This is a genomic window from Rugamonas rivuli (genome assembly GCF_009380165.1).
Taxonomy (GTDB): Bacteria; Pseudomonadota; Gammaproteobacteria; order Burkholderiales; family Burkholderiaceae_D; genus Rugamonas; species Rugamonas rivuli.
In genome coordinates this window covers 867,136-887,127 of record NZ_WHUF01000003.1, presented here as the reverse complement: position 1 = coordinate 887,127, position 19,992 = coordinate 867,136, and the positions used below count along the sequence as shown (strand labels likewise).

The following is a 19,992-nucleotide window of genomic DNA, read 5'->3' as shown; positions in this document are numbered from 1 at the left end:
AATCATTGTAAGGACGATGCGATGTCATGTGACCAACACGGGCCGCGCGGCTGCGCGGCATCCCGTTCACATTCCACCAGGAGACATCAGATGAAACCTTACCCTCTCGCCAAGGCCGTGCTGGCCGCTTGCGTCGGCCTGTCGGCCTGCGCCGCCCAGGCGGCAGACGTTACCTTCACCTTCACCAACACCGCGCCGGTCGGCGGAGTCGGCGTCGCGCCGCTGTGGCTGGGCCTGCACAACGGCAGCTTCGACAGCTTCGATGTCGGCAGCGCGGCGTCGGTGGCGATCGAGCGCGCGGCCGAAGACGGCAATGCCGGCGTGCTGACCTCCGACTTCGCCAGCCAGGTCGCGGGCGGCTTGCAGACCAGGCTGCCGCTGGGACCGCGCTTTCCCGGCGCCAGCAGCACGTTCACGCTGCACAACGTCGATTTGAGCGGCGCCAACCGCTACCTGAGCTACGCCGCGATGGTCGTGCTCAGCAATGATTTCTTTATCGGCAATGACAACGCCAAGGCGATCGACCTGTCGTCGCTGGCGGGTGGCGGCAGCCTGTCGCTGGCGCTGGGCGGCGCCGGCCATGTGTATGACGCCGGCACCGAGCAGAACAACTTCGCCTACTCGCTGGCCAACGGCGCCTACGGTATCGGCGGCGGCCAGAGTGGACCGAATCAGGGGATAGACGAGCATGGCGTGGTGCACGTTGTCACCGGCAATCCCTATGCGGACTTTGTCGATGGCGGCAACTACGTGCCGGCCAACTTCGACTGGACTGCGCTGAACTTCAACAACCAGCAAGCCATCGGCCGCCTCGATATTTCGGTGACGGCCGTGCCGGAGCCGGAAACCTATGCGATGCTGTTCGCCGGCCTCGGCCTGCTGGGCGTGGTGGCGCGTCGCCGCAACAGCGCCGGCGCTTAAGCGACAACTGCGCCGGGATGGCTGTGTGCGTTTATTCCTGGCGCACCCACACCTGCGAGCGGCCCAGCATCGGCACGCCGATGTAGCCGCGCACGCTCAGCTTCTTGCCGCTGTCGGTCAGGTGCATTTTGCTGCGGTAGACCTTGCCGTTGTCCGGATCGAGGATCTCGCCGCCGTTGTATTCGTCGCCGTCTTTTTTCAGGCCGGTCATGATCACCAGGCCGACGACCGGCTGATCCTTGCGCGCGCCTTCGCACTTTTCGCATTTCGGATTCTGGTCTTCGTTCGGCGCGCGGAACAGCTGTTCGATCTTGCCTTGCAGCGCGCCATTGCTTTCGGTGATGCGTATCAGCGCTTTCGGCTTGCCGCTGACGTCGTCGATGTTTTTCCACAGGCCGACCGGGGAGGCGTCGTCGGCAAAGGCCGGCGCGATGGACAGCGCGGCGGTGATGATGAAGGCGAGGTATTTCATGTGGTGTCTCCAGGGTGATTTTTTGTCCAAAGAGTGTAGCAAATAAATGACCGGTCGTACTATTTTTACGGGTTTTACACAAAATATCTAAAACAAGATAATATGTGTAAATGAAGAAAACGCCCGAACAGCAAAACCTGCTCCAGCAGATGCAGCAAATCGCCGACGGCCTGGGCAGGACCCTGGCGCCGTTCTGCGAAGTGGTGCTGCACGACCTGACCGATCCCGAGCACGCCATTTTAGCGATCCACAACAACCTGTCCGGGCGCAGCATCGGCGCACCGGCGACGGAGCTGGGCCTGGCGCGCGCCGCCGACCCCGACATCGCCCAGGTCATCGCCAACTATCCCAACACCTTCGCCGACGGCCGCCGCGCCAAGAGTACTTCGATCGGCATCAAGGATAGCACCGGGCAGTACGTCGCCGCGCTGTGCATGAATGTCGACCTGACGGTGTTCCGCAGCCTGAACACCTTGCTGACGCAGTTCAGCTCGGTCGACAACGATTCCGCCATCCGCGAGACGCTGGAGCCGGCCGGCGCCGACGCGCTGCGCGCCCGTATCGACCAGTTCGCCGCGCGCCTGGCCACCACGCCGCGCGCGCTCAAGGCCGACGAGCGCAAGGCGCTGATGCGCGAGCTCAAGGAGTCCGGCCTGAGCGACGTGCGCCGCGCCATGGACATCGTCGCCAATTACCTCAACGTCTCGCGCGCCACGGTGTACAACGATGCCAGATAAAGCCCAACTGCTGTTGCTGGACCGCGACCAGGCCGCCGCGCTGTTGCAGCCGGAACTGGTGATGGCCGCCGTGCGCGAAGCCTTCCTGCTGCACGCCAACGGCGAAGGCCGCATCTTTCCGCTGGTGCGCGAAGTCTTGCCGGCCGGCGTGTTCGGCATCAAGTCCGGCGGCGTGATGCAGCAGGAGCTGCTGGGCATGAAGGCGGCCGGCTTCTGGCCCGGCAACCGCCAGCACGGCGCCGACGGCCACCAGGCCACGATCATGCTGTTCGATCCGGCCAGCGGACGGCCGCAATGCCTGATCGACGGCAACGCCGTCACCACCACCCGCACCGCGGCGGCGGGCGCGCTGGGCCTGCTGGCATTGGCGCGGCGCGACAGTGCGGCGCTGTGCGTGTTCGGCACCGGCGTGCAAGCCGCGGCGCATGTGGACTACGCGCTGCGCGTGCTGCCCGCGCTGCGCCGCGTGCGCTACCTGACGTCCGACGGCCGCCGCGATCCGCAGTTCGAAGCGCGCTTCGCGCAGCGCTGCGACATCGCCCCCGGCGCCAGCCCCGACGCGGCGGTGGCCGACAGCGACATCGTTATCACCGCCACGCCCGGACGCGGCCCGCTGTTCGCGGCGCAGGCCGTGCGTCCCGGCACCCATCTGAATTGCGTCGGCAGCGACACACGCGGCAAGCGCGAACTGCCGGAAGGCTTGCCGGCGCGGGCGCGCGTCTGGGCCGACGATTTGACGCAGGCGCTGACCATCGGCGAGCTGCAATGGGCGCCGCAGACGCCGGCGCAGGAATTCGGCACGCTGCTGGCCGCCGGCGGGCGCGCGCGCCACGGCATCGCGGCGGACACCATCACGCTGTTCGACATGACGGGCATCGCCCTGCAGGATCTTTCGGTGGCGCGCATGCTGCAGCAGCGCGCTTTGGCAACTGGCACAGGCACCAACGTCGCCTGGCCCTGGTAACGCAAGAAATCAATACGAGGAATATGATGAGCGAACTGAAACTCCCAACCTACGCCGACGTGGTCGCCGCCTCGGAACGCATCGCCGGCCACGCGCACCGCACGCCGGTGGCCACCTCGCGCACCGCCAACGAGGAACTGGGCGCCGAGGTGTTCTTCAAGTGCGAGAACCTGCAGCGCATGGGCGCGTTCAAATTCCGCGGCGGCTACAACGCGCTGGCGCGCTTCGACGACGTGCAGCGCCGCGCCGGCGTGGTGGCCTTCTCGTCGGGCAACCATGCGCAGGCGATCGCGCTGTCGGCCAGGCTGCTGGGCATACCCGCCACCATCATCATGCCGCACGACGCGCCGGCTTCGAAGATCGCCGCCACGCGCGGCTACGGCGCCGAGTTGGTGCTCTACGACCGCTACACCGAAGACCGCGAACAGATAGGCCGCGACCTGGCCGCCAAACATGGCCTGACGCTGATCCCGCCCTACGACCACGCCGACGTGATCGCAGGCCAAGGCACGGCGGCCAAGGAATTGCTGGAGGATGTGCCCCGTCTTGATGCACTGTTCGTCTGCCTCGGCGGCGGCGGCTTGCTGAGCGGTTCGGCCTTGGCGGCGCGGGCGATTTCGCCGTCCACCAAAATCTACGGCGTGGAACCGGAAGCGGGCAACGACGGCCAGCAATCCTTCCGCAGCGGCAGCATCGTGCACATCGATACGCCCAAGACCATTGCCGACGGCGCGCAGACCCAGCACCTGGGCAAGCTGACTTTTCCCATCATCCAGCGCGACGTCGACGATATCCTGACCGTCAGCGACGAACAGCTGCGCGCTGAAATGCGCTTCTTCGCCGCCCGCATGAAGATGGTGGTGGAGCCGACCGGCTGCCTGGGCTTCGCCGCCGCACGCGCCATGAAGGAGCAACTGCGCGGCAAGCGCGTGGGCGTCATCATCAGCGGCGGCAACGTCGATATCGAGCGCTACGCCGCCTTGCTGGCGCCGTGATCAGGCGTACTTCTTCAGCTTGAAATCCCGCAGCACTTCGCGTGCGGCGTTGTGGCCGGGCGCACCGGTGACGCCGCCGCCGGGATGCGTGCCCGCGCCGCAGGTGTAGAGCCCGGCGATCGGGCCGCGATAGTCGGCATGGCCCAGCATGGGGCGTGCCGAGAACAGCTGGTCCAGCCCCAGCGCGCCGTGGAAGATGTCGCCGCCGACCAGGCCGAAGGTGCGCTCCAGGTCGAGCGGACTCATGATCTGCCGGCCCAGTACCGAAGCCTTGAAGTTGGGCGCGTGGCTGTTGACGGTGTCTATCATCAGGTCCGCCACGGTATCGCGGTGATCGTCCCAGCTGGCGCCGTCGGGCAGCTGCGGCGCCACGTGCTGGCAGAACAGGCTGGCGACATGCTGGCCGGGCGGCGCCAGCGTCGGATCCAGCGTGGACGGAATCAGCACTTCCACAATCGGCTTGCGCGACCAGCCCAGGGCGCGGGCGTCGTGATAGGCGCGCTCCATGTAGTCCAGGCTGGGGGCGATGATGATGCCGCTGCCGTGGTGTTCCGCCATCTGCTTGCCGGGCAGGCAGCTGAAGTCCGGCAGTTCCGACAGCGCGACGTTCATGCGGAAGGTGCCGGAGCCGCAACGCCATCCTTCCATGCGGCGCAGGAAGTCGGCGGGCAGTGCGGCCGCGTCCACCAGCGAGGTGTACAGCAAACGCGGATTGAGGTTGGACACCACCACCCGCGCATCGAGCCGCTCGCCGCGTGCGGTGACGACGCCCACGGCCTGGCCCTTATCCAGCAGCACTTCCCGCACGCCGCAGTCGGTGCGGATCTCGACGCCGCTGGCCTCGGCCGAGCGCGCCATCGCCTGCGTGATCGCGCCCATGCCGCCGATGGCGTGGCCCCATGCGCCTTTCTTGCCGTTCACCTCGCCGAACACATGATGCAGCAGCACGTAGGCCGAGCCGGGCGTGTACGGACTGGCGTAGTTGCCGACGATGCTGTCGAAACCGTAGGCGGCCTTGATCGGCGCGCTGTCGAACCAGCCGTCCAGATAGTCGCCGGCCGATTTGGTGAACAGGTCGAGCAATTCGCGCTGGGTGGCGATGGGCAGCTTGCGCAGGCGGTTGCCGAGGCTGCCGGCCTTGAACAGCTCGGGCAGGGCGCCCAGCCAGCCGCCCTGGACCACGTTGGGCGGCGTTTGCAGCACGGTGTCGCGCAGCAAGGCGGCGGCCGTTTCCAGATGCTCGGCGTAGGCTTGCAGGCGGCCGGCGTCGCGTGGAGAAAACTTCGCCACTTCGGCCTCGGTCTGGCCGGCGCCTATCTTCAGGTAGCGGCCATCCTCCAGTGGCAGGAAGTTCGACAGCGGACGCTCGACGATGCGCAAGCCATGCCTGGCCAGCTCCAGGTCGGCGATCACCTTGGGATTGAGCAGCGACACGGTGTACGCGGCCACGGAGTTGCGGAAGCCTGGATGGAATTCCTCCGTCACCGCCGCGCCGCCGACCACGGAGCGCCGCTCCAGCACCGTGACTTTCAAGCCGGCCTTGGCCAGATAATGGGCACACACCAGACCGTTGTGGCCGCCGCCGATAATCACCACGTCGCGCATCAGATCACTCCTTGAACTCAGAACCTCCATTGTGCGGACAGGTTCGGCAAATTGCATTGCTCAGGTAGACGAATTGCGGGAAAATACTAGTCAAAATGCCGAATATTTCGGCAAAAGGAAAACATGGACGAGATCGACCAACAACTGCTGGCGCTGCTGCGCGAAAACGCACGGGCCACGACGACCGAGCTGGCGCGCAAGCTGGGGATGTCGCGCACGACAGTGCAAAGCCGCATCGAGCGGCTGGAACGTTCCGGCGTGGTGATCGGCTACACCGTGCGCACCAGCGCCGACTATCAGGCTGGGCTGGTGCGGGCGCTGGTGATGATCACGGCCACGCCCAAGCTGACGCCCGCCATCGAGCGGGCCTTGCGCCGTGTCGCGCAGGTACGCACGCTGCATTCGGTGAACGGCATTTACGACTTCATCGCCGGCGTTGAAGCGGCATCAGTGGAAGAACTGGACGGCGTAGTGGACCGCATTGGCGCGCTGGATGGCGTGGAGCGCACCACAACGTCGATCATGATGACCACGCGTATCGACCGCTGACTCCGGTTCTCCGGTTTTCGCGGAGGATACAGGGGGTGGTTCGCTTTTTTTCGGGTTTTACTAAAACGCGATAACCACTACTACCTCGTGATAACCATCGATATTTCGCCAGAGTTCGCACTAATCGGGAACTAACTGCTGCTAATCGGTTCTAACGAATACAGGCTCCAAAATTTTAGTATCAGTTAGCGATCGGTACGGAAATTTTAGTAAGCCTTAGCGCGCTGTAGTACGCCTTAGCGGTGGTTAGCAGCGGTTAGTAAAAACCCGATTTTGGAGAACCCCCATGCCTACTCATAGCCTTCAATTCCCGATCCGCGTGCCCGACGATGTGCTGGTAGAGCTGGGCGAATTCACAGGCTTGTTCTGGTCGGATGTTTTCGGCCTGGAGCCCTTCGTCTGCGAGGCCATCCGCAACTACATCAATCCACCGCCGCCACCTCCGCAGCAGCAGCCGGCGACACTATCCGAAGCAGGCTACCAATGGAAGGAGTTGTTTCTTCCCGAAGGAACAAGGCTGCGCGCCAGCTTCGACCGCCAGCAATATTTCGCCATAGTGGAAGGGGCGGAAATCAAGTATGGCAAGCACGCGGTGTCGCCGTCCTGTTTTGCGAACCTGCAGGGCAGCGGCAACCGCAATGCGTGGAAAGCCATCTGGCTGCGCCTTCCAGGCAGTGATGCATGGCTGTTGGCCGACGTCTGCCGGGCGGCCAGGAAAGCGGCGATAGCGCGTTTGCTCGCTGGCGAGACGCAGGAAGATCGACGCCCCCCTCCGGCGGCAATCGAACCGGCGCAAGACCAGGTCACGCAGGCATCAAAGCGCCGCACGGCCAGTCCAGCAGCGGCCGACATTGAACGCACTCGCACTGGACGGCAGCCCACAGCGCGCCAATCAGCGCCGCGACAACCCAGCCTCCGCCCACCCAGCGCGCCAGCAGCGACGCCCGGCAACGGCACACAGCCCAAGAACGGTTCCGGACGAGGCGCCCGCCGTCGCAAACGTCGTGCGACCAAACACGTTTCCGGAAATCCATGAAGAATAAAAAAAGCCGCACGGTTTGCACCGGGCGGCTTTTTGCTTAGAGGCAGACCTTATCAGGCAGCCGGCAGCTTGGCGAACTGCTCGCGCATCTTGTCCAGCGTGGCCGAGAAGTTGGCGACGCGTTCCTTCTCCTGCGCCACCACCTCGGCCGGTGCGCGGGCGACGAAGCTTTCGTTCGACAGCTTGCCGTTGGCCTTGTTGATCTCGCCTTCAACGCGGGCGATCTCCTTGGCCAGACGCTCACGCTCGGCCTTCACATCGATCTCCACCTTCAGCATCAGCTTGGTCGTGCCGACGATGGACACGGCGGCTGGCGATTCCGGCAGCGCATCCACAATCTGCACCTCGGCCAGCTTGCCCAGCGACTGGATGTACGGTGCGAACACTTCCATCGCCGCCTTGTCGGCCGCATTGGTCGGTTCGACGATCAGCGGCACGCGCAGCGACGGCGCCAGTTGCATTTCGCCGCGCAGGTTGCGGGTCGCATCGGTCAGTGCCTTCAGCTGCTGCATCCACGCCTCGGCCGATTCATCGATGGCGGAGGTGTTGGCGATCGGGTAAGGCTGGGTCATGATCGAATCGCCGGTCTTGCCTGCCAGCGGCGCGACGGCCTGCCACAGCGCTTCGGTGACGAACGGGATGACTGGATGCGCCAGACGCAGCACCACTTCCAGCACGCGCAGCAGCGTGTGGCGGGTGGCGCGTTGCTGGCCTTCGGTGCCGCTCTGCACCTGGACTTTGGCCACTTCCAGATACCAGTCGCAGTACTCGTCCCAGACGAACTTGTAGATGGTCGAAGCGATGTTGTCGAAGCGGTAGTCTTCGAAGCCCTTGGCCACGTCCAGCTCGGCTTTTTGCAGCAGCGAGATGATCCACTTGTCGGCGTTCGACAGGTCGGCCACGCTGGCGCTGCAATCCTTGCCTTCGGTATTCATCAGCACGAAGCGGGTGGCGTTCCACAGCTTGTTGCAGAAGTTGCGATAGCCTTCGGCGCGGCCCAGGTCGAAGTTGATGTTGCGGCCCAGCGAGGCGTAGGACGCCATCGTGAAGCGCACCGCATCGGTGCCGTAGGCGGCGATACCTTCCGGGAATTCCTTGCGGGTAGCCTTGGCGATCTTCTCGGCCGCTTTCGGATTCATCAGGCCGGTGGTGCGTTTCTCCACCAGCGCATCGATGCCGATGCCGTCGATCAGGTCGATCGGGTCCAGCGTGTTGCCCTTGGACTTGGACATCTTCTGGCCGGTCGAATCGCGCACCAGGCCGTGCACGTACACGGTCTCGAACGGTACCTTGCCGGTGAAGTGCGCGGTCATCATGACCATGCGCGCCACCCAGAAGAAGATGATGTCGAAGCCCGTGACCAGCACCGACGACGGCAGGAAGGCCTTGATATCAGGCGTTTCTTCCGGCCAGCCCAGCGTGGAGAACGGCACCAGCGCGGACGAGAACCACGTGTCGAGCACGTCGTTGTCGCGGCGCAGCGGGCCGGTCACGCCCTTGGCGGCCGCTTGCGCGATCGCTTCGGCTTCGGTCTTGGCGACGAAGATGTTGCCGGCGTCGTCATACCATGCCGGGATCTGGTGGCCCCACCACAGCTGGCGCGAGATGCACCAGTCCTGGATGTTGTTGAGCCACTGGTTGTAAGTGGTGCTCCAGTTTTCCGGCACGAACTTGATCTCGCCGTTGGCGACCTTGTCCAGCGCGGTTTCGGCGATCGATTTGCCCGGGAAGAAAGTGCCTTCCGGCGCCGGCTTGCTCATGGCGACGAACCACTGGTCGGTCAGCATCGGTTCGATGATGACGCCGGTACGGTCGCCGCGCGGCACCATCAGCTTGTGCGGCTTGACTTGTTCCAGCAAGCCTTGCGCGTCCAGGTCGGCGACGATCTGCTTGCGGGCCACGAAGCGGTCCATGCCGCGATAGGCGACCGGCGCTTCATCGTTGATCTTCGCTTCCAGCGTCATGATGGTCAGCAGCGGCAGCTTGTGGCGCTGGCCGACGGCGTAGTCGTTCAGGTCGTGCGCAGGGGTGATCTTGACGCAGCCGGTGCCGAATTCCTTGTCGACGTATTCGTCGGCGATGATCGGGATTTCGCGGTCGGTCAACGGCAGCTTCAGCATCTTGCCGACCAGCGGCAGGTAGCGCTCGTCGGTCGGGTCCACGGCCACGGCGACGTCGCCCAGCATGGTTTCAGGACGGGTGGTGGCGACGGTCAGCATGCCGCTGCCATCGGCCAGCGGGTACTTGATGTACCACATCGAGCCGTCTTCCTCTTCCGACACCACTTCCAGGTCGGAGACGGCGGTGCCCAGCACCGGATCCCAGTTGACCAGGCGCTTGCCGCGGTAGATCAGGCCTTGCTCATGCAGGCGCACGAAGACGTCGGTGACGACTTTCGAGCGCGGCTCGTCCATCGTGAAGTACTCGCGCTGCCAGTCCGGCGACGTGCCCAGGCGGCGCATCTGGCCGGTGATGGTGGAGCCGGATTTCTCTTTCCACTCCCAGACTTTCTTGACGAACTCTTCGCGGCCGAGGTCGTGGCGCGAGATTTTCTGCGCGTCCAGCTGGCGCTCCACCACGATCTGGGTGGCGATGCCGGCGTGGTCGGTGCCCGGGATCCAGGCGGTGTTATGGCCCAGCATGCGATGGTAGCGGGTCAGGCCGTCCATGATGGTCTGGTTGAAGGCATGGCCCATGTGCAGGGTGCCGGTCACGTTCGGCGGCGGCAGCTGGATGCTGAAAGAAGGTTTGCCGGCGTCGAGGGTGGCGGTGTAGTAACCGCGCTGTTCCCACTCGGTACGCCAGAATTGTTCAATGTCGGCAGGCTCGAAAGACTTGGCTAATTCCATGATTTGGCAGATTAAATTTGGAGAAACAGCCATTATAGATGACGCGGCAAGCCATGCGCAGATTAGCAGCTTGTTAAACTCTGGACATTTGCGGCCAGGATGTCGAATTCTGGAATTTTTTTGACTCGTCTCCGTCAAAGGCATACCGTTGTCGGCCCCGATAATGGTTTTAATGACAAGGAGACGGAAATGACAACACGCATCATTGCTGTGCTGATCGCTGGCTTATTCGCCGGTGCTTCGGCTTCCGCGCTGGCCCAGTCCAACAAGATCTGGATCAGCGTCGGCGACGCCGCCTATGCCCAGTTGCAGAAGGTGGCGCCGCAGGTGCAGGCGCGCGAGAGCCGCGCCACGTTCGCCGCTTCGGCGGGGCAGGAAAAGCTGCATCTGGTCGAGGTCGACGAGCAGCAGATGCTGTCGCTGTCGGCCGCCGTGCACAAGAAGCTGCGCCGCTGCGGCGGTTTCATGTTCCATGCCAGCGAGGCGGCCGGCCTGGCCGCGCTGTCGCCGGCCAAGGACCAGGCCCGCACTGCGCAACTGGCCGCGATCCGGCCGTCGTATGTGATCGACCAGCAAAGCGTGGTCAATCCCATGCTGAGCCAGATGCAGGCCAGTAACATCGGCCAGACCATCGTCGACATGTCGTCCTACGCCAACCGCTACTACACCACCAACAACGGCGTCAACGCATCCAACTGGCTCAAGCAGCGCTGGACCACGATGGCGGCCGGCCGCAGCGACATCGCCGTGACCCAGTACACGCACGCATCGTGGCCGCAGAAATCGGTGATCCTGACCATCACCGGCACCGACAATCCGAACGAAGTGGTGGTGCTGGGCGGCCACCTGGACTCGATCAACCAGTCCGGCACCAGCGAGACCACGCGCGCGCCCGGCGCCGACGACGACGCCTCCGGCATCGCCAGCCTGACCGAGGTGCTGCGGGTGATGGTGGCCAGCGGCTACAAGCCGCGCCGCACCATCAAGCTGATCGGCTACGCCGCCGAGGAAGTGGGCCTGCGCGGCTCGCAGGACATCGCCCAGAACCACAAGGCCAACAACGTCAACGTGGTCGGCGTGATGCAGCTCGACATGACCAACTACAAGGGCTCGGTCAACGACATTTACCTGTACACCGACTACACCGACAATGCGCAGAACACCTTCGTCGGCAACCTGATCACGACCTATCTGCCGACCTTGAAAATCGGCTACGACCAGTGCGGCTACGCCTGCTCCGACCATGCATCGTGGACCTCGGCCGGCTACTGGTCGTCGATGCCGTTCGAGGCGGCGATGGGCGAGGATGATCCCTACATCCACACCGCCAACGACACCTACGCCAACACCGGCAACCAGGCCGACCACGCGCTGAAGTTTGCGCGCATGGCGCTGGCCTACGCGGTTGAGCTGGGCAGCGACGGCGGCGGCGTGACGCCGCCGGCCGACCACACCGAAACCTTCACCGGCACGCTGACCAAGGGCCAGACCCGCGCCTACGGTCCGTACAAGGTGGCGGCCAACGGCAGCTTCAAGGCCGCGCTCAGCGGCAGCGGCGACACCGACCTGTACGTGCGCAAGGCCGGCACGCCGACCACCACCACCTACGACTGCAAGTCCGACGGCCCGACCAGCACCGAGAACTGCAGCGTGTCGTACACGGCCGCCGGCAATGCCTATGTGCTGTTGAACGGCTACACCGCGTCCAGCTACACGCTGACCGTGACGTATCCGCCGCAGTAATGCCGCCCATTGGGTGCGCCGGGGCGGCCGGCCTGTTGTTGCGGCCGCCCCACCTGGGGTATTCTTGAGCGAACCATAACAGGAGACCCCGATGCCCAGCTTTGAAACCGTCACCCTCAGCGTTGAAAACCACATCGCCACCGTGCGCCTGAACCGCCCGGAGAAACTGAACGCGATGAATCTGGCAATGTGGAACGATATCCGCAGCGTGTTCCAGCACATCGACGCCACGCCGGAGATCCGCGTGGCGGTGCTGGAAGGGGAGGGCAAGGCCTTCACGTCCGGCATCGACCTGCAGATGATGATGGGCCTGGGCGCGCAGATCCGCGACGATTGCGACGGCCGCACGCGCGAGAACCTGCGCCGCGTGATCCTCGACCTGCAGGACACATTGACCAGCCTGGAGCGCTGCCGCAAGCCGGTGCTGGCGGCCGTGCACGGCGCCTGCGTCGGCGGCGGCATCGACCTGATCTGCTGCGCCGACATGCGCTACTGCTCGGCCGACGCCTGGTTCACCATCAAGGAAATCGATATCGGCATGACGGCCGACGTGGGCACCTTGCAGCGCCTGCCCAAACTGATCGGCGACGGCATGGCGCGCGAGCTGGCCTACACGGCGCGCAAGGTCGACGCCGCCGAGGCGAAGGAAATCCGCCTGGTCAACCGCGTGTTCGACACGCCGGAAGCGCTGCGCGAGGGCGTGCACGCGATCGCCGCCGACATCGCCGCCAAGGCGCCGCTGGCGATACGCGGCGTGAAGGAAATGATCACCTACGCCCGCGACCACTCGGTAGCCGACGGCCTCAACTACAACGCCACCTGGAACGCCGCCATGCTGATGTCGGCCGACTTGCATGAAGCCATGATGTCCGGCATGAGCAAGCGGCCGCCGGCTTTCAAGGACTAAGTGTTGCCTCTGGGTATTAAAAACATTGCATTTTGAAATCACACCGTGTACCTTGCTGGCTGGATATTTGTAAAATAATCTACCAAAAGGGATAACATGCTGCAGAGACTAGCGATAGTGGGAAGTCTGGCCATTTTGTTGAGCGCCTGCGCGTCGCCGCCGCGGATCGCCTTGACGCCGGACGTGCGCCAGCAGATCAGCGACGTCAGGGCGCAGGCCGTGGTGTGGCAGGACGAGCTGATCGTCCGCGCCGAAGCGCCCGGCGTTAGCGCCGCGTTGGGTGGCGGCTTGCTGGGGGCGATGATCGATTCGAACATCATCGAAGGCCGGCAGAACGCCGTGCAGGGCGCGATCGATCCGTTCTATGCGTCGATCGACGACCTGGATTTTCGCCAGCAGATGTGGACTGCGATGGACCCGGCTTTCCAGAGCGATTTCGGTTTCAAGTTCAGCCAGGTCGACAAGGGCGCGCTGATCCGACAAGGCAAGGAGCTCAACGCCACGGTCGAAGCGTTAAAGCCGAATCAGGGATATTTGTACGTCAAAACCGAGTACACGCTGACACCCGATTACTCGCGCCTGAATATCCACACCTGGGCGCTGATGTGGAAGGGTGGTAACACCACGCCGGTGTATCAGAATACGCTGTTCTATCAGTCGGCCGCGGTGGGGCCGGGCGGCGTTGCGTCGGTGCCGGTGTGGGCGGCGGACCATGGCCAGAAGTACCGCGCCGCCGTGGCCGAGGGCATAGCCCAGACGGTGCAGATGCTGAAGCTGGATCTGGCCGCCAACGCCGCAGACAAGGAAGGCCGGTCGGTCGTGGTCAAGCAATATACCGGTGCCGCGTCGGTCGATATCAGCGGCCCCTTGATGTCCGAGCAGAACGGCCGCGTGATCGCCCGCCATGCCAACGGCACCGTTTACTCCTTAGTCAACTGATCGGATCGAGCGCATGAAACTGAAACAGATCGTATTGCCGGCGCTGCTGGCCGCCGCCGTGCACGCCCCGGCCGCCCAGGCGGTCGAGAACGCCGTATTGGCCTATGACGCCGCCACCCGCGACACGCCGCCGGTGCGCTATCCCAACGCCTGCGCCATCAATCTGCTGAGCGTAACGGACGGCCGCAACAACAAGGAAACCATAGGCAACGCCGTCATTCCTATCGTCGCCGGCGAGCCGCTGACCTGGCTCAATGGCGGGCTGGATAACCTGGCCGCCTACGGCTTCAAGGTCCAGCACAGCCCGACGCCGGTGGCGGGCGCGGTGAACCTGGATATCAGCCTGATCCGTGCCTACACCTTCCACGCCGGCATGCGCATCAACGGCACAGTGGCGATGGATATGGGCGTGCTGCGCTCGGGCAAGCGCGACGTGGTCAAGGTGCGGGCGGCCGGCAGCAAAGCCAATATGATGAATTCGACCTCCGAGTTCGTCACCGCGCTGAACTATGCGCTCAACAACGCCACCGGCAGCATGGCCTTCACGCTGAAGAGTCTGTGTTCGGACAAGGACGTCGTGGCGCTGGCCAACTGATCTCGGCGTCCGGGCCTGATCAGAAAACCTCCACCTTCGTCCGTATCATACGAAAAACAAACTAACCGGTATTTTTTGCGCAACCTGGAAAGGCCGGCGTATAATTAGTCCGCTGCCGCAAGGCGGCACACGCTAGGGGTCCTGCGCATCATTGCGATGCGCGGGTGAGAAATACCCTCCGAACCTGATCTGGATAATGCCAGCGAAGGGAAGCTTAGGACATCGCCGCCACATATCGTTCCCTCTGTGGCCCGGCGCCGTCCAACCTCCTTTGCTGGCTCCTGTAGCTAACGAAGGAGCCAAATGAACGCCAATCCTAAATTCCTCTCCGCCACCGCCACGGTGGACGAGGCAGCCATCAAGCCCTTACCGAATTCCCGCAAAGTCTACGTCGAAGGCAGCCGTCCCGATATCCGCGTGCCGATGCGCGAAATCACCCAAGCCGATACGCCGGCCTCGTTCGGTTTCGAAGCCAATCCGCCGATCTACGTCTACGACACCTCCGGCCCCTACACCGACCCGGACGCCACCATCGACATCCGCTCCGGCCTGGCCGCGACCCCGCGCCTGCCATGGATACTGGAGCGCGACGATACCGAGGAACTGGACGGCCCGACCTCCGAGTACGGCCAGGCCCGCCTTGCCGATCCGGCGCTGGCCGAGCTGCGCTTCAACCTGCACCGCAAGCCGCGCCGCGCCCGCGAGGGCAAGAACGTCACGCAGATGCACTACGCGCGCCAGGGCATCATCACGCCCGAGATGGAGTTCGTCGCCATCCGTGAAAACCTGCGCCGCCAGGAATACCTGGAAAACCTGAAGAACTCCGGCCCGATGGGCCAGCGCCTGGCCGACCTGATGGGCCGCCAGCATCCGGGCCAGTCGTTCGGCGCCAGCATCCCGGCCACCATCACGCCGGAATTCGTGCGCGAGGAAATCGCCCGTGGCCGCGCCATCATCCCGGCCAACATCAACCACCCGGAAATCGAACCGATGATCATCGGCCGCAACTTCCTCGTGAAGATCAACGCCAACATCGGCAACTCCGCCGTCACCTCGTCGATCGGCGAGGAAGTCGAGAAGATGACCTGGGCCATCCGCTGGGGCGGCGACAACGTCATGGACCTGTCCACCGGCAAGCACATCCACGAAACGCGCGAATGGATCATCCGCAACAGCCCGGTCCCCATCGGCACCGTGCCGATCTACCAGGCGCTGGAAAAAGTCAACGGCAAGGCCGAAGACCTGACCTGGGAAATCTTCCGCGACACGCTGATCGAACAGGCCGAGCAGGGCGTCGACTACTTCACCATCCACGCCGGCGTGCTGCTGCGCTACGTGCCGATGACGGCCAAGCGCCTGACCGGCATCGTCTCGCGCGGCGGCTCCATCATGGCCAAGTGGTGCCTGGCGCATCACAAGGAATCCTTCCTGTACACGCACTTCGAAGAGATCTGCCAGATCATGAAGGCCTACGACGTGTCGTTCTCGCTGGGCGACGGCCTGCGCCCAGGCTCGATCTACGACGCCAACGACGAAGCCCAGCTGGGCGAACTGAAGACCCTGGGCGAACTGACCCAGATCGCCTGGAAGCACGACGTACAGGTGATGATCGAAGGCCCGGGCCACGTGCCGATGCAGCTCATCAAGGAGAACATGGACCTGCAACTGGAACAGTGCCACGAAGCGCCGTTCTACACGCTGGGCCCTTTGACCACCGACATCGCGCCCGGCTACGACCACATCACCTCCGGCATCGGCGCCGCGCAGATCGGCTGGTACGGCACGGCCATGCTGTGCTACGTCACGCCGAAGGAGCACCTGGGCCTGCCCGACAAGAACGACGTCAAGGACGGCATCATCACCTACAAGATCGCCGCCCACGCGGCCGACCTGGCCAAGGGCCATCCGGGCGCGCAGATCCGCGACAACGCGCTGTCCAAGGCGCGCTTCGAGTTCCGCTGGGACGACCAGTTCAACATCGGCCTCGACCCCGACAAGGCGCGCGAGTTCCACGACGAGACGCTGCCCAAGGATTCGGCCAAGGTGGCGCACTTCTGCTCGATGTGCGGCCCGCATTTCTGCTCGATGAAGATCACGCAGGAAGTGCGCGAGTTCGCCGCCGCCAACGGCATGAGCGACGGCGCGGCGCTGGAGCAGGGCATGCAGGTCAAGGCGGTGGAGTTCATCAAGAACGGCGCCGAACTGTATCGCAAGCTGTGAGGCCGGCATGATCGACATCGAATTGAACGGCGCCCCGCACCAGGTGCCGCCGCGCCAGACGCTGGGTGAACTGATAGCCGCTTTGTCGCTGACGGGACAGGCGCTGGCGCTGGCGGTCAACCGCGCGGTGGTGCCGCGCCAGCAGTGGCCGCAGCGCGAGCTGCAGCCGCAGGACAAGGTCGACATCGTGCGCGCCATCGGCGGCGGTTAAACACATCAAGGAATCATCATGGAAAATCAGGACTTGCTCACCATCGCAGGCAAGAGCTACAAATCGCGGCTGCTGGTCGGCAGCGGCAAGTACAAGGACTTGCAACAGACCCGCGAGGCGACCGACGCCGCCGAAGCGGAAATCATCACCGTTGCCATCCGCCGCGTCAACATCGGCCAGGATCCGAAAGCGCCCAGCCTGCTGGACGTGCTGCCGCCGTCGCAGTACACCATCCTGCCCAACACGGCCGGCTGCTACACCGCCAAGGACGCGGTCTACACGCTGCAGATGGCGCGTGAACTGCTGAACGGCCACAAGCTGGTCAAGCTGGAAGTGCTGGGCGACGAAAAGACGCTGTTCCCGCACATGCCGGAAACGCTGGTGGCCGCCGAGGCGCTGGTCAAGGACGGCTTCGACGTCATGGTCTATTGCAGCGACGATCCCATCCAGGCCAAGATCCTGGAAGACATCGGCTGCGTGGCGGTGATGCCGCTGGCGTCGCTGATCGGCTCCGGCATGGGCATCCTCAATCCGTGGAACCTGTCGCTGATCATCGAGCAGGCCAAGGTGCCGGTGCTGGTCGATGCCGGCGTCGGCACGGCCTCGGACGCGGCCATCGCCATGGAACTGGGCTGCGACGGCGTGCTGATGAACACCGCCATCGCCGGCGCGCAGGATCCGGTGCGCATGGCGCGCGCCATGAAGCTGGGCGTGCAGGCCGGCCGCGAGGCTTACCTGGCCGGCCGCATCGCCCGCAAGTTCGCAGCCTCGCCGTCGTCGCCGATGGCGGGCCGGCTGGCATGAGCGTGCCCTTGTCCGCCGAACTGGCCGCGCAGCTGATGGCGCAACTGGTGGCGCGGCCTTGCGTGCTGGTGTTCGCCGGACTCGATCCGTCGGGCGGCGCTGGCATCGCGGCCGATCTGCAATCGGTGGCCGGGCAGGGCGCGCATGCGCTCACCGTGGCCACCGCGCTGACGGTGCAGGACAACGACCGCGTCTACGGCGTGCAGCCGGTCGACGGCGCCATGGTGCTGCGCCAGGCGCAGGCGCTGGTCGACAAGGTGACGGTGCGGGCGGTGAAGATCGGCATCCCCGGCAGTGCCGCCAACGCGCAGGCGATCGCCGAGGTGATCGCGCGGCTGCGCCGCCGCCAGCCGGAACTGCCGGTGGTGCTGGACCCGGTGCTGGCCAGCGGCCACGGCGATCTGCTGTCGCGCGACGACGCGGTGCAGGCGCTGGCGCCGCTGCTGCCATTGGTGACGGTGCTCACGCCCAACGGCCCGGAGGCGCTGGCGCTGACCGGCGCCGCCGATCCGTCCGCGCAGGCGCAGGCCTTGCGCGCGCGCGGCTGCCGTCATGTGCTGATCACCGGCGGCCACGGCGACGGCGACGAAGTGGTCAACCGCTGGTTCGGCCCCGGCGCGGCGCCGATGCAGCGGCTGTCCGACCCCGGCCCGCAGGAAGATTCGCGCAACTGGAACTGGCCGCGTTTGAGCGGCGCCTTCCACGGCAGCGGCTGCACGCTGGCTTCGGCCATCGCCGGCCAGCTGGCGCTGGGCATGCCGATGGAGCGCGCGCTGGAACTGGCGCAGCAGTATTGCTACCGTTCGCTGCGCGGCGCCTACACCGTGGCGCCCGGCCAGCGCATCCCGCAGCGCTTACCCCACATCTGAGAGAACATCATGCAAGGACTTTATCTGGTCACGCCCAACTGGGACGACACCGCCCGCCTGCTGGACCTGAGCGAGCAGGCGCTGGCCGCCGGCCAAGGCGCGCGCCCCGGCATCGCGCTGCTGCAATACCGCCACAAGGAAGCCGGCCCGGCGTTGCGGCTGGAGCAGGCTGGCGCGCTGCTGGCGTTGTGCCGGCGCTACGGCGTGCCCTTCATCGTCAACGATTATGTCGAACTGTGCGAGCAGATCGGCGCCGACGGCGTCCACGTCGGCGGCACCGATGCCGAGGTGGCGCAGGTGCGCGCCCAGCTGGGCACGGACAAGATCATCGGCGCCTCCTGCTACGGCGACCTGCCGCGCGCGCTGGACGCGCAGGCGGCCGGCGCCAGCTACGTGGCCTTCGGCGGTTTCTATCCGTCGCGCGTGAAAAAATACGCAGTCACTACCAAGATGGAGATCCTCGACCAGGCGCGCGAAGCCATCCGCGTGCCGACCGTGGTGATCGGCGGCATGACGCCGGAAAACGCCGCACCGCTGGCGGCGCGCGGCGCTTCGATGGTGGCGGCCATCAGCAGCGTCTACCAGGCCGACGATGTGGCGGCCGCGGTGGCGGCTTTTACCCGCCTGTATGCGGCGGAAAAGGCGGGTGTACAAATCGCTTGAGGCGGGCGCGGTTTTCCGCTTTATAATTGGGGCGTTAGCTTAAGCCCAAGGTTGCCGCCCTATGAATGTCCCTACCAGCCCGAAGCGTCTGATACTCATCGTCGACGACGATCAACTGCTGCTCGATTTCCTCGGCGAGGTGCTGGGCAGCTCCGGCTACGATATCCTCAAGGCGTCGTCGGCCGAACAGGCGCTGCAGCTGATCGCCCAGCGCGAGCCGGACCTGGCCCTGCTCGACATCCACATGCCCGGCATGAACGGGCTGGAACTGGCCAAGCAGCTGCACGCCACCAGTTCGGTGCCGTTCATGTTCCTGTCCGGCCGCGGCGATGCCGACGCCGGCAAGCAGGCCGCCTCCTACGGCGCGGTCGGCTTCCTGGTCAAGCCGGTCGACGAGAAGCACCTGATGCCGGCCTTTACCGCCGGCCTGGCGCGCGCCGACGAAATCCGCCAGCTGCGCCGCACCGAGCTGAACCTGAACGCCGCGCTGGCCGCCGGCCGCGAAACCAGCCTGGCCGTCGGCCTGCTGATGTGCAAATTCCAGACCGACCGCAACACCGCCTTCGAAGTGCTGCGCGACCACGCCCGCTCCAACCGCCGCAAGGTCAACGAGGTGGCCGACCAGCTGCTGGCGGCGGAAGAAACATTGAACAGTTTGCACCTGGCCTTCAGCCAGCGTCTGAAAAAGTAGACGCCGGCTGTTTTTCGCCCAGCATTTTCTTGCTTTGTGGCATTCATGATGTAGACTGTGTTTGTTAGCGGCGGGTTTTCATACCCGCCCGCTTCGATGTGCGGCAGGGCCTCCAACCTGCGCTTGCCGCCTCTCCGGCCGCCTTTCCCCTGCGACCGTCATGACCCCTCGGCCCAACTCCGCCGACCCCGCGTTGCCCCGGCTATCCCTTTGCTG

Annotated in this window: 19 protein-coding genes and 1 riboswitch; of the genes, 16 read left to right on the top strand and 3 right to left on the bottom strand. The window is 64.8% G+C overall.

Annotated features, from left to right (window positions below):
• Window positions 1-90 precede the first annotated feature (90 nt).
• Window positions 91-921, top strand: coding sequence for a spondin domain-containing protein (locus GEV01_RS14360; protein ID WP_152805331.1), 831 nt, complete (start codon window positions 91-93; stop codon window positions 919-921).
• A gap of 31 nt (window positions 922-952) precedes the next feature.
• Here GEV01_RS14360 and GEV01_RS14355 read toward each other — a convergent pair whose 3' ends face one another.
• Window positions 953-1,393, bottom strand: coding sequence for a DUF2147 domain-containing protein (locus tag GEV01_RS14355; protein ID WP_008445177.1), 441 nt, complete (start codon window positions 1,391-1,393; stop codon window positions 953-955).
• A gap of 110 nt (window positions 1,394-1,503) precedes the next feature.
• Here GEV01_RS14355 and GEV01_RS14350 point away from each other — a divergent pair, with 110 nt between their 5' ends.
• The 3 genes from GEV01_RS14350 to GEV01_RS14340 are packed head-to-tail and all read left to right on the top strand — an operon-like array spanning window position 1,504 to window position 4,089.
• Entirely contained in the window at window positions 1,504-2,130 is a 627-nt protein-coding gene (locus tag GEV01_RS14350; protein ID WP_152805329.1) for a helix-turn-helix transcriptional regulator, read from the top strand.
• Window positions 2,120-3,094: an ornithine cyclodeaminase family protein gene (locus GEV01_RS14345; RefSeq protein ID WP_152805327.1), complete on the top strand. Its 975-nt coding sequence runs from the start codon at window positions 2,120-2,122 to the stop codon at window positions 3,092-3,094. Before GEV01_RS14350 ends, GEV01_RS14345 begins: the two co-directional genes overlap by 11 nt.
• Window positions 3,095-3,120: 26 nt before the next feature.
• Window positions 3,121-4,089 carry a threo-3-hydroxy-L-aspartate ammonia-lyase gene (locus GEV01_RS14340; RefSeq protein ID WP_152805325.1) on the top strand — a complete coding sequence of 323 codons (969 nt, stop codon included), beginning with the start codon at window positions 3,121-3,123 and terminating at the stop codon, window positions 4,087-4,089.
• Here GEV01_RS14340 and GEV01_RS14335 read toward each other — a convergent pair whose 3' ends face one another.
• On the bottom strand, window positions 4,090-5,694 hold the full coding sequence (locus GEV01_RS14335) for a phytoene desaturase family protein (RefSeq protein WP_152805323.1): 1,605 nt from the start codon (window positions 5,692-5,694) through the stop codon (window positions 4,090-4,092).
• 123 nt (window positions 5,695-5,817) lie between these two features.
• On the opposite strand from GEV01_RS14335, the gene GEV01_RS14330 reads away from it, so the two are divergent.
• Window positions 5,818-6,243 (top strand): Lrp/AsnC family transcriptional regulator, encoded by a 426-nt coding sequence (locus tag GEV01_RS14330; RefSeq protein WP_070271115.1) that lies wholly within the window; start codon window positions 5,818-5,820, stop codon window positions 6,241-6,243.
• A gap of 286 nt (window positions 6,244-6,529) precedes the next feature.
• Window positions 6,530-7,279, top strand: coding sequence for a hypothetical protein (locus GEV01_RS14325; RefSeq protein ID WP_152805322.1), 750 nt, complete (start codon window positions 6,530-6,532; stop codon window positions 7,277-7,279).
• A 59-nt stretch (window positions 7,280-7,338) separates the two neighbouring features.
• Here GEV01_RS14325 and GEV01_RS14320 read toward each other — a convergent pair whose 3' ends face one another.
• A complete protein-coding gene (locus tag GEV01_RS14320; protein ID WP_152805320.1) occupies window positions 7,339-10,134 on the bottom strand; it encodes a valine--tRNA ligase in 2,796 nt (931 codons plus the stop codon).
• Between the two features lie 189 nt (window positions 10,135-10,323).
• Between GEV01_RS14320 and GEV01_RS14315 the strand changes: the two genes are divergently transcribed.
• The 10 genes from GEV01_RS14315 (at window position 10,324) to GEV01_RS14270 (ending at window position 19,776) form a co-directional block, all read left to right on the top strand.
• Window positions 10,324-11,877, top strand: coding sequence for a M28 family metallopeptidase (locus GEV01_RS14315; RefSeq protein WP_152805318.1), 1,554 nt, complete (start codon window positions 10,324-10,326; stop codon window positions 11,875-11,877).
• 91 nt (window positions 11,878-11,968) lie between these two features.
• Window positions 11,969-12,784: a crotonase/enoyl-CoA hydratase family protein gene (locus GEV01_RS14310; RefSeq protein WP_152805316.1), complete on the top strand. Its 816-nt coding sequence runs from the start codon at window positions 11,969-11,971 to the stop codon at window positions 12,782-12,784.
• 96 nt (window positions 12,785-12,880) lie between these two features.
• Entirely contained in the window at window positions 12,881-13,723 is an 843-nt protein-coding gene (locus GEV01_RS14305) for a hypothetical protein (protein ID WP_152805314.1), read from the top strand.
• 13 nt (window positions 13,724-13,736) lie between these two features.
• Entirely contained in the window at window positions 13,737-14,318 is a 582-nt protein-coding gene (locus GEV01_RS14300; RefSeq protein ID WP_152805312.1) for a hypothetical protein, read from the top strand.
• Between the two features lie 124 nt (window positions 14,319-14,442).
• Window positions 14,443-14,546, top strand: a riboswitch (TPP riboswitch).
• 75 nt (window positions 14,547-14,621) lie between these two features.
• Window positions 14,622-16,538 carry a phosphomethylpyrimidine synthase ThiC gene (thiC, locus tag GEV01_RS14295; RefSeq protein ID WP_152805310.1) on the top strand — a complete coding sequence of 639 codons (1,917 nt, stop codon included), beginning with the start codon at window positions 14,622-14,624 and terminating at the stop codon, window positions 16,536-16,538.
• A gap of 7 nt (window positions 16,539-16,545) precedes the next feature.
• Window positions 16,546-16,749, top strand: a complete 204-nt coding sequence (gene thiS, locus GEV01_RS14290; RefSeq protein WP_152805309.1) for a sulfur carrier protein ThiS — start codon at window positions 16,546-16,548, stop codon at window positions 16,747-16,749.
• Window positions 16,750-16,767: 18 nt separating this feature from the next.
• Window positions 16,768-17,553 (top strand): thiazole synthase, encoded by a 786-nt coding sequence (locus GEV01_RS14285; protein WP_152805307.1) that lies wholly within the window; start codon window positions 16,768-16,770, stop codon window positions 17,551-17,553.
• Window positions 17,550-18,422 carry a bifunctional hydroxymethylpyrimidine kinase/phosphomethylpyrimidine kinase gene (gene thiD, locus GEV01_RS14280; protein ID WP_152805304.1) on the top strand — a complete coding sequence of 291 codons (873 nt, stop codon included), beginning with the start codon at window positions 17,550-17,552 and terminating at the stop codon, window positions 18,420-18,422. The genes GEV01_RS14285 and thiD overlap by 4 nt, the downstream gene beginning before the upstream one ends.
• Window positions 18,423-18,431: 9 nt before the next feature.
• Window positions 18,432-19,085 carry a thiamine phosphate synthase gene (thiE, locus tag GEV01_RS14275; RefSeq protein WP_152805302.1) on the top strand — a complete coding sequence of 218 codons (654 nt, stop codon included), beginning with the start codon at window positions 18,432-18,434 and terminating at the stop codon, window positions 19,083-19,085.
• Between the two features lie 61 nt (window positions 19,086-19,146).
• Window positions 19,147-19,776 carry an ANTAR domain-containing response regulator gene (locus GEV01_RS14270; RefSeq protein ID WP_152805300.1) on the top strand — a complete coding sequence of 210 codons (630 nt, stop codon included), beginning with the start codon at window positions 19,147-19,149 and terminating at the stop codon, window positions 19,774-19,776.
• Window positions 19,777-19,992 lie beyond the last annotated feature (216 nt).